The organism is Limnohabitans sp. 103DPR2 (genome assembly GCF_001412575.1).
Classification (GTDB): Bacteria; Pseudomonadota; Gammaproteobacteria; order Burkholderiales; family Burkholderiaceae_C; genus Limnohabitans_A.
In genome coordinates this window covers 2,169,037-2,183,802 of the sequence record NZ_CP011834.1, presented here as the reverse complement: position 1 = coordinate 2,183,802, position 14,766 = coordinate 2,169,037, and the positions used below count along the sequence as shown (strand labels likewise).

Below are 14,766 nucleotides of genomic sequence, written 5' to 3'. Positions count from 1 at the left end.
AATTTCGCCCGCCTTGATGTAAATCAAGTTTCATGAAAGCTTGTGCCCTTATCTTCAAGGCATGGCTCAGCAAGCACTCCTTCCCGACTTAGAGGTTCTGACCTCTCAATGGTCCTTGCTAGATCATGCCCAGGAATGGTCCGATTTCAGTCAAGCCAGTGCCCAGGAACCCAGCCAATGGACTTCCAGTGTGGTGTTTGAAGGCATGCATTGCACCGCGTGTGCGATCAACATTGAAGAGGCATTGATGTCTGTGCCCGGTGTCAAGTCGGCGCAAATCAGTGCAGCGAGTCACAGGGGCCGGGTGGTCTGGTCGGCCGATCAAACCCAGCCTTCGCAGTGGATGAGGGCAGTTGCTCAGTTGGGCTATCGCACTGTCCCTGCCAATGATGCCTTGGCCAATGAAGCGCGCCGGGAAGACGCTCGCAAAATGCTGTGGCGCTGGGGTGTTGCGGGACTTTGCATGATGCAGGTCATGATGTACGCCACCCCTGTTTACATGAGTGAGCCCCAGGACATCGCACCTGACATGGTGCAGTTGTTACGCTGGGCTTCATGGGTGCTGTCGCTGCCTGTTTTGTTTTTTTCTTGCAAGCCTTTTTTCAAAACGGCATGGCTCGATTTGAAGCAGCGAAAAATCAGCATGGACCTGCCCGTGGCCATTGGCATGGGCGTGACCTTTGTGGTGAGCACCATGGGCACGTTCGAGCCACAGGGGCCTTTTGGTGCAGAAGTTTATTTTGACTCCTTCACCATGTTCGTTTTCTTTTTGCTCACGGGTCGTTGGTTAGAGCTCAGGTTGCGCGACAAAACGGCAGGAGCGTTAGAGGCCGTCATGAACAGACTGCCGGATGCCGTGCACCGAAAGTCCCTGAATGGCCTCTGGGAGTTAACGACCCTGCGACATTTGCGCGTGCAAGATGTCATTCAAGTCAGGCCTGGTGAAGCTTTTGCGGCGGATGCCAACATCGTGCAGGGTGAAACGCAAGTGGATGAAGCGCTTTTGACGGGAGAGTCAAAACCCTTGCCGCGATCGCCAGGAGAGCGCGTGTTGGCGGGCAGTTTGAATTTAACGGGTACGGTGGAAGTGCAAGTCTTGTCGGTGGGCAAGCAAACCCGATTCGGTCAAATGGTGACTTTGATGGAAGGTGCTGCGGTTTCAAAACCCAGCATGGCCTTGTTAGCGGATCGGGTGGCCAAACCCTTTTTGTGGGGCGTCTTGTTTGTGGCCGCACTGGCCGCAGCTTGGGGTTGGCAATACAGTCCTGCGCATGCGTTGATGGTGGCGGTCTCGGTGTTGATCGTGACATGTCCTTGTGCCTTGTCGCTGGCAACGCCGGCTGCCATGTTATCTGCTGCAGGTGCTTTGGCCCGCGCTGGGGTTATGTTGCGCGGCTTGCAAGCACTTCAATCCTTGTCCCAAGTTGATACGGTGATCTTTGATAAAACGGGTACCCTGACCGAGGAGGACTTTAGTCTCCAGCGCATTCTCACCCGAGACGGTGTGTCAGAACAGTATGCCTTGTTTTTGGCGGCTGGATTGGCGAAGCACTCCCTGCACCCTGTGTCCAGGTCTTTGGTGCGCGCTAATGTTCACACGTCGGATGTTCAGCCTCAGTTGGAGAACATTCAAGAATTTGCGGGGCAGGGCGTTCAAGCGACATGGCGTCAAAGCGACAACAGGGGCAGTGTCGACAATCGAAACGAGCTGCGTTTGGGCTCAGCAGCGTTCTGCGGCTTGCCATCCATGCAGGGTGATGTGTTGCTCGCCTGCCTCAGCGACCATGCGGGTTGGTTGGCCACCTTCGAGTTTGCCGAAACACCTCGCGAGGAAGCGTCAGCGACGTTGCAAGCTTTGATGCAAATGGGTTTGCGCGTTCGCGTGTTGTCCGGAGACGGTCAAGCGTCTGTATCGCATCTTGCTGCGCGCTTGAACATTGCCGATGCAATGGGTGCTTGTTCGCCTGAAGAAAAGCTCAAACAAGTGAAACTGGAACAGGCCCAAGGGCATCGGGTTGCGATGGTGGGCGATGGTCTGAATGACGGGCCTGTGTTGGCAGGGGCTGATGTGTCTTTTGCACTGGGTCAGGCGCTGCCATTGGCGCAATCCAAGGCTGACTTTGTGTTCATGGCCAGTGATTTGAAGCCCTTGGTGGCCACCTTTTTCTTGAGCCGAAAAACGCTCCAAATTGTGCGTCAAAACCTCATTTGGGCGGCGGTCTACAACTTCTCTTGTGTGCCGTTGGCGGTGTTGGGCTTTTTGCCGGCTTGGTTGGCAGGCCTAGGCATGGCATGCAGTTCTCTGGGTGTGGTGTTGAACGCCATGCGATTGTCCAAAACCCTTCAGTTTGATGTGAAAGGATTTGCCTGATGGACATCCTGTATTTGTTGATCCCTTTGTCGGTGGCCTTGGTTTTTTTCATCCTGGCAGGCCTCTGGTGGGCTGTGAACCGCGGTCAGTTTGAAGACATAGAAGCAGAAGGGGAGCGAATTCTTAGAAATGATTGACTTAAGTCAACCTAAGCGTTTGCCCTAACTGCGACACTAGATTCGTATTTTTAGAAGAGGTAAAAATGAAATTTGCCAACGAACAGGCAGGCGTCTACAGCGATACCGTTGTCAGACAATTTGCCATCATGACGGTGGTTTGGGGTGTAGTGGGCATGCTGGTTGGCGTGATCATTGCAGCTCAATTGACTTGGCCAGAGCTCAACTTTGGCATTCCATGGCTCAGTTACGGTCGTTTGCGTCCTTTGCACACCAATGCCGTGATTTTTGCGTTTGGCGGTTGCGGCTTGTTCGCTTCGGCCTATTACGTGGTTCAAAGAACCTGCCATGTTCGCTTGTTTGCCGAGAAGTTGGCTTCCTTCACCTTTTGGGGTTGGCAGCTGGTTATCTTGGCGGCAGCCATCACTTTACCTTTGGGTTACACCAGTGGCAAAGAATATGCCGAACTCGAGTGGCCCATTGACATCCTGATCACACTGGTCTGGGTGTCTTTTGCCATTGTGTTCTTTGGCACGGTTGGCACCCGCAAGGTGCGCCACATTTACGTGGCCAACTGGTTCTTTGGTGCCTTCATCATTGCCGTAGCCTTGTTGCACTTGGTCAACAGCGCGGCCATGCCTGTGGGTCTCATGAAGTCTTACTCTGCTTACGCCGGTGTGCAAGACGCCATGGTGCAATGGTGGTACGGTCACAATGCGGTGGGCTTCTTTTTGACCGCAGGCTTCTTGGGCATGATGTACTACTTCATTCCGAAGCAAGCAGAGCGCCCCGTCTACAGCTACCGCTTGTCGATTGTTCACTTCTGGGCACTCATCTTCACCTACATGTGGGCGGGCCCTCACCACTTGCACTACACCGCATTGCCCGACTGGACTCAGTCTTTGGGTATGGTGTTCTCGCTCATTTTGTTGGCACCCAGCTGGGGCGGCATGATCAATGGTGTCATGACCTTGTCTGGCGCATGGCACAAGTTGCGTGACGACCCTGTGCTCCGCTTCCTGATTGTGTCCTTGTCCTTCTATGGCATGTCCACCTTTGAAGGCCCCATGATGTCCATCAAAACAGTGAACGCTTTGTCGCACTACACAGACTGGACTGTGGGTCACGTGCACTCGGGCGCCTTGGGTTGGGTGGGCTTGGTCACCATGGGCACCATGTACTACCTGATTCCCCGTTTGTTCGGTCAGAAAAAGATGTACAGCGTGAAGGCCATTGAAGCGCACTTCTGGATTGCCACGATCGGCATCGTGATTTACATCGCGGCCATGTGGATTGCTGGGGTCATGCAAGGTTTGATGTGGCGTTCTGTCAATGCAGACGGTACCTTGACTTACACCTTTGTTGAGTCTGTCAAAGCCACTTATCCCTTCTACATGTTGCGTTTGTTGGGTGGTTTGTTGTACTTGGGCGGCATGTTGATCATGTTGTGGAACACGCTGAAAACAGCCACCAATGGCCGTGCCGTTGATGTGCAAATTCCAGCACCCGCACACGCCTAACAGCATCAGGAGAAAAATAAGATGTCCAATCCTTCAAATTCCGGTGGCATGTCCCACGAGAAAATTGAAACCAGCAACTTCCTGATGATCGTTCTGATCTTGGTGGTGTTGTTGTTCGGCGGTATGGTCGAAATCGTGCCGTTGTTTTTCCAAAAATCAACCACCGAGCCTGTGCCTGGTTTGAAACCCTACACAGCCTTGCAAGTGGCGGGTCGCGATATTTATGTGCGTGAAGGTTGCTACAACTGCCACTCCCAAATGATTCGACCCTTCCGCGCTGAAACATTGCGTTACGGTCCTTACTCCGTGGCGGGTGAGTTTGTGTACGACCATCCCTTCCAATGGGGCAGCAAGCGCACAGGTCCCGATCTAGCGCGTGTCGGCGGCAAATACTCAGACGACTGGCATCGCATCCACCTGATCAACCCACGTGATTTGGTGCCTGAATCCAACATGCCTGCGTACGCATGGTTGGAAAAAGCGCCCGTCGATGGTGACAGCTTGCCGGCTCACATGAACGGGCTTCGCAAGCTCGGTGCGCCTTACAGCGACGAAGAAATTGCCAAAGCCACGGAAGACGTGAAAGGTAAAACTGAATTGGATGCTGTGATTGCCTACCTGCAAGGCATGGGCATTCACCGCAAATAAAGGGAGCACAGAACATGGATGTCAACACACTTCGATCGGTTGTGACCGTGCTTACCTTCATCTTGTTCCTTGGAATTTTGGTGTGGACACTGTCTAAGCGTCGTTCAGCAGACTTTGAAGAGGCGGCCAAGCTGCCCTTCGGTCAAGACGACTGAAGACCCCAGATCAACGAATAGAAAGAGAATCTGAAATGAGTGACTTCACAAGCAATTTCTGGTCTTTGTATGTGGCCGGCATTGCGTTGGTCGGCATCGTGGCATGTTTGCTGTTGCTGTACTTCAGCGGCAAAGCCAAAGCCATGACCGCCCACGACAACACCACAGGGCACGTTTGGGATGGCGATTTGCGTGAAATGAACAATCCATTACCACGTTGGTGGGTGGGCCTGTTTTTAATCACCATCGCATTTGCGTTGGGGTATCTTGTGCTGTACCCAGGTTTGGGTAACAGTGCGGGCAAATTGGGCTGGTCATCAGCGGGGCAATACGATGCAGAAGTGGCCAAAGCCAATCAAGCGCTTGAACCTTTGTACGCCAAATTTGCTGGCATGCCGCCAGAAGACGTTGCCAAAGATCCCCAAGCCATGGCCATTGGCGATCGATTGTTCATGAACAATTGTGCGCAGTGCCACGGCTCTGATGCGCGAGGTGGCAAAGGCTTCCCCAATTTGACCGACAAAGATTGGTTGCACGGCGGTACCCACGAAAAAATCAAAGAAACATTGGTGAAGGGGCGCATTGGCAATATGCCTCCCATGGCTGCTGCTGTGGGATCCGCTGACGATGTTCGCAATGTGGCGCACTATGTCTTGAGTTTGTCCAACAGCCCGCACGATGCGTTACGCGCTTCTCTGGGTAAGCCTAAGTTTGTCGCCTGTGCGGCTTGTCACGGCCCAGATGGCAAAGGCAATCAAACCATTGGTGCCCCTAACTTGACCGACGACATCTGGTTGCATGGCTGGGGTGAGAACGCCATCATTGCCATGGTGAACAACGGCAAGGTCAATCAGATGCCTGCGCAAGCCGGCAAACTGACCGAAGCGCAATTGCATGTGCTGGCTTCGTATGTTTGGGGCCTCTCCAATCAGCCTGCTGCTAAATAATATTGAGGGTTGTTTTGGAATCCGCAGACCAGACGACGCGTAAAGTCATTCCCATCGTGCCCGCGCCAGTCGGCGCGGAAGATACCTCGGAAGAGGGCGCATGGGGAGAGCTTTACGCAGCCCATCAAAAAATTTACCCCCGAAGTGTCCAGGGCATTTTTGCCAAATGGCGCTGGGGGTTCGTTTTTTTAACGCAAATTATTTTTTACTGCTTGCCCTGGCTAGAGTGGGGGCAGCGCCAAGCGGTGCTCTTTGATTTGGGTGTCAGGCGCTTTTATATTTTTGGCATCGTTCTCTATCCACAAGACTTCATTTATTTGACAGGCTTGTTGGTCATCTCCGCATTTTCTTTGTTCTTATTCACCGCCATCGCGGGGCGTTTGTGGTGTGGCTATGCATGCCCTCAAACCGTCTACAGCGAAATTTTCATGTGGATAGAGCGCAAAGTGGAGGGCGATCGCACAGCGCGCATGCGCCTTGACTCTCAAGACATGTCTTTGGAGAAACTGGTCAAGAAATGGTACAAACATTTCCTTTGGATTGGTTTGTCCATTTGGACTGGCTTTACCTTTGTTGGTTACTTCACACCAATCCGTGAACTGGGCATGGAATTCTTTTTGGGCAACATGTCGTCCTGGGAAGTGTTTTGGGTCTTCTTCTACGGCTTTGCCACCTACGGCAATGCCGGCTTCATGCGCGAACAAGTTTGCAAGTACATGTGCCCCTATGCGCGCTTTCAAAGCGCCATGTTTGACAAAGACACCCTGATTGTCACGTACGACGCAGAGCGCGGTGAACCGCGGGGCGCACGTTCCAAAAAAGCAGATTTGGCCACCCTGAGTTTAGGTGCATGCGTTGATTGCACTTTGTGTGTGCAAGTTTGCCCCACAGGCATCGACATTCGCAATGGCTTGCAATACGAATGCATTGGCTGTGGCGCATGTGCCGATGTCTGTGACACCGTGATGGACAAGGTGGGATATCCACGGGGCTTGGTGAAATATTCCACCCAACATGCGATGCAAAACAAGTGGACTGCGTCGCAAACCTTGAAGCACATCTTCAGGCCTCGGGTGCTCATTTATACAGGTATTTTGTTGTTGGTCGTGGCCTTGTTGTTTGGCAGTTTGCTGACGCGAAAGTCCTTCAAAGTGGATGTGGTTCGCGACAGGGCAACATTGGCGCGGATCGTCAGCGGCGGCAACATTGAAAATGTGTACCGTTTGCAGATCATGAATGCCGCTGAAAAACGCCAACATTTCAAAGTGACGGCAGAGGGTATGTATGAACTGAAAGTGCTCACAGACTCCGAAGATTTGACGGTGGAGTCCACCCAATCACGTTGGGTTTCAGTTCGACTTCAAGTTCCTTATGATTCTGCCGTGCCTGGTTCATACCCTGTGCGATTTACCATTGAAGCTTCGGATGACAACGAAACAGGCCATACGCTGCTTGAAGAGAAGTCTGTCTTTTTAATTCCGCGATAAGCTTCATCCGACACACACATCAAGAAACGAGCGCTTCATGAATACAAACACTTTGACGCATTCAAAAGTGAGCCAAGCCAAGCCTTGGTGGTCGTTTGGCATGGTCTGGATGATCATTGCTGGCCCAGTTGTGGTGGTGGTGGCGGCTTTTGCGACGCTTTACTTGGCGATCACCATTCCCGACCCGGTCCTGCCAACTGAGGCACTGAACCCACGCAATGCCATTGAAAATCAAGAAAAATTAGACGCTGCCATGGCCCCTGCGCTGCAAGCTCGAAACCACGCAGCAACGGGCGTCGTTCCAGCCTCGAAAAAATAACAAAACTGGAGACAAACATGCTGGCTCAAAGACTGATGTGGATTGTGTGGCCCGCCTTTTTGGTGGCAGGCTTGCTAGAGTTGGTGGTGTTTGGCATGTTTGACCCCGAGGACATGCATTGGTTCGGTCAGCAAATGACCCTGTCAAGGCAAGGCGTGTACACCGTGTCATTTTTTGTGTTTTGGGCATTGGCCATGGTGTCGAGTAGCCTCACCACGCTGTTGTCCATGTCACCCTTCGAGGTCAATCGATGTCCTGTGCCGGTGGACAAACGCCCCCCCAATTGCACGCAAGGTGCAGAGGGCGACAAGGGTTGCTGCTAAGTCTTTGAGCTGTGCCTCAATGGCATTGAGGCTGCGTATTCACCATGCGCTGTAGCGCCTCGGTGTCCAAAATTTTCACGTGGCGTTGTTTCACTTCGACAATGCCATCCTCGACAAATTTGGAGAAAGTGCGGCTGACTGTTTCAAGTTTGAGACCCAAGTAACTGCCAATTTCTTCTCGTGTCATGCGCAGAACCAATTCTGACTGTGAAAAACCGCGTGAGTGCAAGCGCTGCACCAAGTTCAACAAAAAGGCCGCCAAACGTTCCTCAGCACGCATGCTGCCCAACAACAGCATGACGCCATGTTCGCGCACGATTTCTCGGCTCATGATTTTGTGGACATGGTGTTGCAAGGCGGTTACCTCGCGGGAAATTTCTTCAATGCGATCAAAGGGCATGACGCAAACTTCGGCATCTTCTAAGGCCACTGCATCGCAGCTGTGACGGTCGTTCACGATGCCATCCAGGCCAATGATTTCGCCGGCCATCTGAAAGCCTGTTACCTGGTCGCGGCCATCTTCAGAAGCCAAGCAGGTTTTGAAAAACCCGGTGCGAATGGCATAGAGCGAAGTGAACTTTTCGCCGTTGCTGAAGAGGGTGCTGCCGCGTTTGATTTTGCGGCGAGTGGCCACGACTTCATCCAAGCGTTCCAGGTCATGGTCAGACAGACCCATGGGCATGCAGAGTTCGCGCAAGTTGCAGTTGGAACATGCGACTTTGATCATTTCGGGTTTCATGGCGTTCTCAATTCAAAAAATTGACATTGCGACAAGTCAAGTCATTAGCTTATACCTACTTGACGCAATTGACGCATCTCAAGCTTTCATGAATCTTTTTTTCAGGCCCTGAATGGCAAAAATTTGATTTAAGTCAAGTTTAAATGGTGTCACAAAAGGCACATTAACTAAAACCTACAAATATGCCAGTCTTGGGAATTGCCGCATGTCCTTTTTGACACCAGAATTACTGACGCGCTTTGACGTGCCGGGCCCGCGCTATACCTCTTACCCGACAGCCGACCGTTTTGTCGAGGCTTTTTCTCAAGAAGATTTGATCCAAGCCCTTGCGCTTCGAAACCAGGGTGTGGGACAAAAAAACAGACCCCTGTCGATCTATGTTCACATTCCGTTTTGTGAATCGCTTTGCTATTACTGCGCATGCAACAAGATCATCACCAAGCATCACGAAAAAGCTGAACCTTATTTGCGCTATTTGGCCAAAGAAGTAGAGATGTACACCTCGGCCATGGGCCTTGGCCAGTCGGTCAGTCAGTTGCACCTAGGGGGCGGCACGCCCACATTTTTGAGCAATGAAGAGTTGCGTGAATTGATGGCTGTGCTCAAGCGCAGTTTCACATTCGTGGCGGGCGGAGAATATTCCGTCGAAGTGGACCCGCGCACTGTCAGCGATGAGCGCTTGGCTTTGTTGTTTGAATTGGGCTTCAACCGCTTGAGCTTTGGCGTTCAAGACTTTGACCCTGAGGTGCAAAAAGCAGTTCACCGAATTCAACCGGCTGAACAAGTTTTTGCATTGGTGGCCGCTGCACGCAAAATTGGTTTTGAATCGGTCAATGTTGATTTGATTTATGGCTTGCCCAAGCAAACACCTGAATCATTTGATCGAACGTTGCAGCAAGTGAACGAGCTGCGGCCAGACCGCATTGCGCTCTATGCCTATGCGCATTTGCCAGAACGTTTTAAACCACAGCGTCGCATCCTGGCGGCAGAGTTGCCTGTGGCTTCAAGCAAGATTGCCATGCTGTCAAGGTCTATGGATGCGTTGATGAATGCGGGCTATGTGTATGTCGGCATGGACCACTTTGCGTTGCCTGAAGATGCGTTGGCAGTGGCCAAACGGCAAGGCCGCTTGCATCGTAACTTTCAGGGTTACAGCACACAACCCGATTGCGACTTGATCGGCTTGGGCGTGTCGGCCATTGGCCGCATGGGGGGCACCTACAGCCAAAACGCCAAGACCATGGAAGAGTATGTGGACATGCTCGACACCGGCCAGTTGCCCATCGTGAAGGGCTTGGCCTTGTCACGCGATGACCTGATTCGCCGTGCCTGGATCATGGCCATCATGTGCCAGGGCCATGTTCAGTACGATGCCTTCAACGAAGCTTGGCTGATCGATGCCAAAAAATACTTTGCCAGTGAATTGAGCCAACTTGAAATCTTGCAGACGCAAGGTTTGGTAGAGTTGTCGGATGGCGGATTGCAAGTCACACCCATGGGCTGGTTTTTTGTTCGGGGTGTGGCCATGGTCTTTGACAAGTATTTGCAAGCTGACCGCAACCGAACTCGCTTTTCTAAAATCATCTAACGCTGCATGCAGAATTCCTTAGCCCTCACGGCTTTGATCATGGGATTGGCCGGTGGGCCACATTGCGTCGCCATGTGCGGCGCTGCCTGTGCAGGCATGGGGCAGGTGGCAGGCGCAAATCAAAACAGGGCGCTGTTGTCCTTCCAAATAGGACGCTGGCTGGGCTACAGCCTGATGGGCGGCTTGGCGGCCCTCAGTGTCCAAGCCTTGGGCTGGCTGACTGTTGAGTCAGCGGCCTTGAGGCCCGTCTGGAGCATGTTGCATGTGGCGGCCGTCGTCTTGGGCCTCTTGTTGATTTGGCAGGCCAAACAACCCGTTTGGCTCGATCAAAGTGCGCAGCAACTCTGGGCCAAAATTCGGCGCTTGAATGCCCATTGGGGAAAAATTGCACCTTTGGCCGTTGGTGTTTTGTGGGCCCTGATGCCCTGCGGCCTGCTTTATTCAGCCCTCATGGTGGCGGCCCTCACGGGCAATGTGCTTGACGGTGCACTCACCATGGCTTGTTTTGCGCTGGGCAGTGGCGTGAGCTTGGGATTGGCGCCCTGGTTGCTCTTGAAGCTGAAAACCCTTGGGGACGGTGCTTGGGGCATTCGCCTGGCGGGTCTGGCACTGGCCTGCACATCGGGCTGGGCCTTGTGGATGGGCTTGGCGCACAACCAAGCCCCTTGGTGCGTGACCTGACGGTGATTTAGGCCGTAAAACCTTTGTACAGCATGTAAGCGGCCAGCAAATACAGCACGAATGCAAATGTGCGCTTCAATTGTTTAACAGGAAGTTTGTGCGCCGCACTTGCACCCATGGGGGCCATGAACACGCTGCAGCTGGCAATGACCACCAAACCTGGCAGCCACAAATAACCAAAACTGTGCTCAGGCAAATTGGGAACGTCTTGTCCTGCAACCACATAGCCAATGACATTGGCCAAAGCAATGGGGAAGCCCAATGCTGAGCTGGTGGCCACGGCATTGTGAATGGCCACGTTGCACCAAGTCATGAAGGGCACGCTGACAAAACCGCCGCCGGCACCTACCATGCCCGACAAAAAGCCAATGACACCACCAGCGCCTAACAAGCCGGGCGTGCCTGGCACTTGGCGATTGGGGGCTGGTTTTTTGTCCAAGAACATTTGAGTGGCAGAGAAGCCGACAAACAGCGCAAAAAACAGCGCCAAATAAGAACCCTTGAGGGCAGCAAAAGCACCCATGCTGGCCAAGAAGCTGCCCATCACAATGCCCGGGGCCAGTCCTTTGACCAGATCCCAACGCACAGCACCTTTTTTGTTGTGCGCACGGACACTGGAGATGGAGGTGAAGATGATGGTGGCCATGGAGGTGGCAATGGCCATCTTGACGGCCAAATCGGCGCTAACCCCTTGGTTACCCAGCATGAGGGTGAGAAAGGGCACCATGACCATGCCGCCGCCAATGCCCAACAGCCCCGCCAAAAAGCCAGTGACCAGTCCCAATGCGGCCAGTTCTGCGATGAGGGTAGGTTCTAAAAACATAAGAAGGGCTTTGAGAAATGTTTGAATAAGGTGTCTGCAAGTGCCACTGGACCGGCATCCTGAACCGGGGTTCAGGTGGGCGAGGGCAGACTGGCGTTGGGTTCATCTGACGCGAGACGATCACGCTCACCAGACAATGTACCAAGCCCGGGCTCTAAGAGCATTGGTTCAAGGAAATATAAAGCCCAGCATGCACTGCAGACAGCGCGATTGTAGGCTTAACTCAAAGCAGGGCTTGTGAGACTAAATCAGTTGACCATCTTGGTGGAGGGCCTGATCCAGTTTTTTCAACAGCTGACCCAAGCGTTCGTGATCAGAGTCACTCAGGGCTGAGGTGGTTTCGGTGGTTTCAGGAGCGGTGGCTTGCTTGTCAGCTGGAGGCGGGGCTTCGGCTTGTTCAAAGGCCAGATTGAGGGCTGCCAAAACCGCGATGCGGTCACGCGCTTTGATTTTGCCGGCGTCGCGGACCTTGCACATGGCTTGGTCGACTTTGTCAACGGCAGCCAACAGGCGATCTTCTCCCCCCACTGGGCAGCCCAGCAGGTAGCTTTGGCCCATGATTTGAACTTCAAGCTGTTTGGTGCTCATGCGTCGGTGTCAGAAGAGGTGTTTTGGGGCAGTCGCTCAATCAGGGCGTCTACGCGAGAACGGGCAGCGGCCAACTTGGACTTGAGCAAGTCGCGCTCGTGGGAAATTGCCAGCACCTGCTGCTGTAGCAGTGCATTGGTCTTTTGCAATTCTTCGTGCCTGAGCAAGAGGTGCTCGACGCGTTCTGCAATCTGGTCGACGGTAGTGGGGTTCGTCATGTCAGAGCCATTGTAATTTCTAGCATTGTAGGCTTGGTGCAAGGTGACATCTTACAATGTACTTTGTTGGTGCTCGAGACTTGGTTCGCAAGTTTCAGTTCAACGGGAAGCAGGAGAGCCATCCCCCTCGGGGTTAACTCCACCTGCGCTGCCCCCGCAACGGTCAGCAGACGGGCTTTTTCAAAGCCCCGCTTTCATCAATCGCCACTGAGTGCCCTGAAACAGGCATTTGGGAAGGTGATGGAGGTCGATCTGCTTAGCCCGGATACCGGCCAACAAGGTGGTTCTCCCCTGGGGGAGCCTTACGTTCATGCACTGTCGGGGAAGGCGGTGAGAACATATTTCGAGCTTTTATTTATGAAAAATTCCAAATCTTTTGGCCGCATTGCCTCTGCGCCTGCTTTGTCCTTGATCGCTTTGGCCGTTGCCGTTCAAGTTCAAGCGCAAGTCCTAGAAATTAACCCCGTGGTGATCTCTGCCACACGAATGGCGCAGCCTTTGTCGGAGGTGCTTGCCTCGGTGTCTGTGATCACGCGTCAGGACATCGACAAGTCCCAAGCTGCAAGCTTGGCAGATTTGTTGCGCGGAGAAGCTGGCTTTGAGTTCGGTAGGTCGGGTGGACCTGGATCAACCACTTCGTTTTTCTTGCGCGGTCAAGAAAGCAAGAACGTCGTGCTCATGATTGACGGCGTTCGATCTCAGACCGATGGCATTGGTGCTTTGACGATGACCCATGTGCCCTTGTCTCAAATTGAGCGGGTAGAGATATTGCGTGGCAATGCAGGCGCTTTGTACGGCGAGGCAGCCATTGGCGGCGTGATCAATGTGACCACGCGTGCAGGTGCTGGCGAACCCAAAGCCTACGGGACAGCCATGATGGGTTCTCGCCAAACAAGTGAGTTGACTGCAGGCTATGGCGGTAAAGTGAACGACATTACGTTTGATGTGAATGCTGGCGCTTCTGAGTCTGTGGGCTTTTCAGCCATGAATCCCGCTAAAAATGCCACTGTGAACCCTGACCGCGACGGCACCCGTGACCAGTACGTCGCAGCCAGCGTGAGTCAAAAAATGGATGCAAGCTTGCGCCTTGGACTCAGAGCCAATGCCAAGACTTCTAGAACAGACTATGACACAGACAACAGCTGGTCGGGGCTCAAAACTGATACGAATCAGTTTCAGATTAAATCAGACTCGGTGGGTGTCTTTGCGAACAAGCGATTCTCTGATCAATGGACGATGGATGTTGATCTGGCGCAAACGCATTTTGCGTATGAAGCCATCAAGAACGGCACCGTGGCCACCAATGCACGGTATGAGGGGCGCCAAGATGTGCTGCGCTTGGCCAGTACCTATGCGTTGCAAGATACGACACTTTTGAATGTGGGCATTGACCGCGCCAATGAGGCTTTCAATCAGCGCACTGTGTATGACATGAAGCGTGACTCGCAAGCGGTGTTTGCTGGCGTCACCACACAAATCAACCGCTGGAATTTTCAGGCCAATGTGCGCCGCGATGAACTGACAGTGGACCGCAACAGCAGCGCATCAAGCTTGCAGAAAAACTATGTGAACCACAATCATTTGCTGGGTGCTGGCTACCAGTTGTCACCTGAATGGCGTTTGACTTCCACGCTGTCAACCGGCTTCAGAGCCCCCGCTGCAAATGATTTGGTAGGAGCCTACGGCAATCCTAATTTGCAGCCTGAGACTCACCGCGCCGAAGAGTTGGGTTTGGTCTACAACGTGAGCAATGCCTTGATGCGTGTGGTCTATTTTCAAACTCAGACGCAAAACACCATTGCCTACGACAGCCAATACAAGCCGCAAAATACGGGTGAAATGAGCAACAAAGGTCTGGAGTTGAGCACTCGCTCACAAATCTGGGGCAACCAAGTCAAAGGTGCTTTGGTGCTTCAAGATCCTTGGAATGTGACGGGTGGATTTTTGCCAGGCCGACGTGCCAAGCAGTATGGTTCTTTGGATGTGTCGCGCGGCTGGAACGCTTATGACATTGGTTTGAAAATGAATGCTTCTTCATCGCGTTCAGACTTCAGTTATGCAGGCTCGCCCATGTTGGCGGGATATGCCACACTGGATTTGTATGTCAGCCGTCGATTGAGCGAATCATTGATGCTGCGCGCCAAATTGGAAAATGCATTGGACAAGAAATATGAATTGGCGGGAGGTTACAACACACCCGGTCGAGGACTGTTTATCACTTTGCAATATCAACCCAAATAACG

The 14,766-nt window shown here is 52.9% G+C and carries 16 protein-coding genes, 1 other RNA gene and 1 riboswitch; of the genes, 12 read left to right on the top strand and 5 right to left on the bottom strand.

Annotated features, from left to right (window positions below; translation table 11 throughout):
- The first annotated feature begins 61 nt into the window (after positions 1 to 61).
- From L103DPR2_RS10500 to L103DPR2_RS10460, 9 genes are all read left to right on the top strand, one after another.
- Positions 62 to 2,371 carry a heavy metal translocating P-type ATPase gene (locus tag L103DPR2_RS10500; RefSeq protein ID WP_055361045.1) on the top strand — a complete coding sequence of 770 codons (2,310 nt, stop codon included), beginning with the start codon at positions 62 to 64 and terminating at the stop codon, positions 2,369 to 2,371.
- Positions 2,371 to 2,508, top strand: a complete 138-nt coding sequence (gene ccoS / locus L103DPR2_RS10495; RefSeq protein ID WP_055361044.1) for a cbb3-type cytochrome oxidase assembly protein CcoS — start codon at positions 2,371 to 2,373, stop codon at positions 2,506 to 2,508. The genes L103DPR2_RS10500 and ccoS overlap by 1 nt, the downstream gene beginning before the upstream one ends.
- A gap of 65 nt (positions 2,509 to 2,573) precedes the next feature.
- On the top strand, positions 2,574 to 4,007 hold the full coding sequence (gene ccoN, locus L103DPR2_RS10490) for a cytochrome-c oxidase, cbb3-type subunit I (protein WP_055361043.1): 1,434 nt from the start codon (positions 2,574 to 2,576) through the stop codon (positions 4,005 to 4,007).
- A gap of 21 nt (positions 4,008 to 4,028) precedes the next feature.
- A complete protein-coding gene (ccoO, locus tag L103DPR2_RS10485; RefSeq protein WP_055361042.1) occupies positions 4,029 to 4,655 on the top strand; it encodes a cytochrome-c oxidase, cbb3-type subunit II in 627 nt (208 codons plus the stop codon).
- Positions 4,656 to 4,669: 14 nt separating this feature from the next.
- Complete coding sequence (locus L103DPR2_RS10480; RefSeq protein ID WP_055361041.1) at positions 4,670 to 4,810, top strand: CcoQ/FixQ family Cbb3-type cytochrome c oxidase assembly chaperone; 141 nt, start codon at positions 4,670 to 4,672, stop codon at positions 4,808 to 4,810.
- Positions 4,811 to 4,845: 35 nt separating this feature from the next.
- Entirely contained in the window at positions 4,846 to 5,757 is a 912-nt protein-coding gene (gene ccoP, locus L103DPR2_RS10475; RefSeq protein WP_055361040.1) for a cytochrome-c oxidase, cbb3-type subunit III, read from the top strand.
- Positions 5,758 to 5,771: 14 nt separating this feature from the next.
- A complete protein-coding gene (gene ccoG, locus L103DPR2_RS10470; protein WP_055361039.1) occupies positions 5,772 to 7,244 on the top strand; it encodes a cytochrome c oxidase accessory protein CcoG in 1,473 nt (490 codons plus the stop codon).
- 37 nt (positions 7,245 to 7,281) lie between these two features.
- The gene (locus tag L103DPR2_RS10465; protein WP_055361038.1) at positions 7,282 to 7,563 is read left to right on the top strand and encodes a hypothetical protein; all 282 of its coding nucleotides are present in this window, start codon (positions 7,282 to 7,284) and stop codon (positions 7,561 to 7,563) included.
- Between the two features lie 17 nt (positions 7,564 to 7,580).
- Entirely contained in the window at positions 7,581 to 7,886 is a 306-nt protein-coding gene (locus L103DPR2_RS10460; protein WP_055361037.1) for a hypothetical protein, read from the top strand.
- Between the two features lie 16 nt (positions 7,887 to 7,902).
- Here the strand turns inward: L103DPR2_RS10460 and fnr are convergent, their stop codons facing one another.
- Positions 7,903 to 8,625, bottom strand: a complete 723-nt coding sequence (gene fnr, locus L103DPR2_RS10455) for a fumarate/nitrate reduction transcriptional regulator Fnr (protein ID WP_055361036.1) — start codon at positions 8,623 to 8,625, stop codon at positions 7,903 to 7,905.
- A 205-nt stretch (positions 8,626 to 8,830) separates the two neighbouring features.
- Here fnr and hemN point away from each other — a divergent pair, with 205 nt between their 5' ends.
- Together hemN and L103DPR2_RS10445 are read left to right on the top strand one after the other, a co-directional pair.
- Positions 8,831 to 10,213 carry an oxygen-independent coproporphyrinogen III oxidase gene (hemN, locus tag L103DPR2_RS10450; protein ID WP_055361035.1) on the top strand — a complete coding sequence of 461 codons (1,383 nt, stop codon included), beginning with the start codon at positions 8,831 to 8,833 and terminating at the stop codon, positions 10,211 to 10,213.
- Positions 10,214 to 10,219: 6 nt separating this feature from the next.
- Complete coding sequence (locus L103DPR2_RS10445) at positions 10,220 to 10,894, top strand: sulfite exporter TauE/SafE family protein (protein ID WP_055361034.1); 675 nt, start codon at positions 10,220 to 10,222, stop codon at positions 10,892 to 10,894.
- Positions 10,895 to 10,901: 7 nt separating this feature from the next.
- Here the strand turns inward: L103DPR2_RS10445 and L103DPR2_RS10440 are convergent, their stop codons facing one another.
- The 4 genes from L103DPR2_RS10440 to L103DPR2_RS10430 all read right to left on the bottom strand — a co-directional run bounded on the left by L103DPR2_RS10440 (position 10,902) and on the right by L103DPR2_RS10430 (position 12,523).
- Positions 10,902 to 11,717: a sulfite exporter TauE/SafE family protein gene (locus L103DPR2_RS10440; RefSeq protein WP_055361033.1), complete on the bottom strand. Its 816-nt coding sequence runs from the start codon at positions 11,715 to 11,717 to the stop codon at positions 10,902 to 10,904.
- 27 nt (positions 11,718 to 11,744) lie between these two features.
- Positions 11,745 to 11,924, bottom strand: a non-coding RNA gene (gene ssrS / locus L103DPR2_RS14550) — 6S RNA.
- A gap of 36 nt (positions 11,925 to 11,960) precedes the next feature.
- Complete coding sequence (locus L103DPR2_RS10435; RefSeq protein WP_055361032.1) at positions 11,961 to 12,305, bottom strand: cell division protein ZapA; 345 nt, start codon at positions 12,303 to 12,305, stop codon at positions 11,961 to 11,963.
- A complete protein-coding gene (locus L103DPR2_RS10430; protein ID WP_055361984.1) occupies positions 12,302 to 12,523 on the bottom strand; it encodes a hypothetical protein in 222 nt (73 codons plus the stop codon). The genes L103DPR2_RS10435 and L103DPR2_RS10430 overlap by 4 nt, the downstream gene beginning before the upstream one ends.
- Before the next feature lie 50 nt (positions 12,524 to 12,573).
- A riboswitch (cobalamin riboswitch) is annotated at positions 12,574 to 12,814 on the top strand.
- A gap of 66 nt (positions 12,815 to 12,880) precedes the next feature.
- On the opposite strand from L103DPR2_RS10430, the gene L103DPR2_RS10425 reads away from it, so the two are divergent.
- Entirely contained in the window at positions 12,881 to 14,764 is a 1,884-nt protein-coding gene (locus L103DPR2_RS10425; RefSeq protein WP_055361031.1) for a TonB-dependent receptor domain-containing protein, read from the top strand.
- The last annotated feature ends 2 nt before the right edge of the window (positions 14,765 to 14,766 follow it).

What these genes read in the sequence shown, in the direction of transcription:
- L103DPR2_RS10425 (WP_055361031.1), top strand. Translation starts at nt 12,881, where the DNA reads ATGAAAAATTCCAAATCTTTTGGCCGCATTGCCTCTGCGCCTGCTTTG.
- ccoN (WP_055361043.1), top strand. Translation starts at nt 2,574, where the DNA reads ATGAAATTTGCCAACGAACAGGCAGGCGTCTACAGCGATACCGTTGTC.
- L103DPR2_RS10445 (WP_055361034.1), top strand. Translation starts at nt 10,220, where the DNA reads ATGCAGAATTCCTTAGCCCTCACGGCTTTGATCATGGGATTGGCCGGT.
- L103DPR2_RS10435 (WP_055361032.1), bottom strand. Translation starts at nt 12,305, where the DNA reads ATGAGCACCAAACAGCTTGAAGTTCAAATCATGGGCCAAAGCTACCTG.
- fnr (WP_055361036.1), bottom strand. Translation starts at nt 8,625, where the DNA reads ATGAAACCCGAAATGATCAAAGTCGCATGTTCCAACTGCAACTTGCGC.
- L103DPR2_RS10500 (WP_055361045.1), top strand. Translation starts at nt 62, where the DNA reads ATGGCTCAGCAAGCACTCCTTCCCGACTTAGAGGTTCTGACCTCTCAA.
- ccoP (WP_055361040.1), top strand. Translation starts at nt 4,846, where the DNA reads ATGAGTGACTTCACAAGCAATTTCTGGTCTTTGTATGTGGCCGGCATT.
- L103DPR2_RS10440 (WP_055361033.1), bottom strand. Translation starts at nt 11,717, where the DNA reads ATGTTTTTAGAACCTACCCTCATCGCAGAACTGGCCGCATTGGGACTG.
- L103DPR2_RS10465 (WP_055361038.1), top strand. Translation starts at nt 7,282, where the DNA reads ATGAATACAAACACTTTGACGCATTCAAAAGTGAGCCAAGCCAAGCCT.
- L103DPR2_RS10460 (WP_055361037.1), top strand. Translation starts at nt 7,581, where the DNA reads ATGCTGGCTCAAAGACTGATGTGGATTGTGTGGCCCGCCTTTTTGGTG.
- L103DPR2_RS10430 (WP_055361984.1), bottom strand. Translation starts at nt 12,523, where the DNA reads ATGACGAACCCCACTACCGTCGACCAGATTGCAGAACGCGTCGAGCAC.
- ccoO (WP_055361042.1), top strand. Translation starts at nt 4,029, where the DNA reads ATGTCCAATCCTTCAAATTCCGGTGGCATGTCCCACGAGAAAATTGAA.
- hemN (WP_055361035.1), top strand. Translation starts at nt 8,831, where the DNA reads ATGTCCTTTTTGACACCAGAATTACTGACGCGCTTTGACGTGCCGGGC.
- ccoS (WP_055361044.1), top strand. Translation starts at nt 2,371, where the DNA reads ATGGACATCCTGTATTTGTTGATCCCTTTGTCGGTGGCCTTGGTTTTT.
- L103DPR2_RS10480 (WP_055361041.1), top strand. Translation starts at nt 4,670, where the DNA reads ATGGATGTCAACACACTTCGATCGGTTGTGACCGTGCTTACCTTCATC.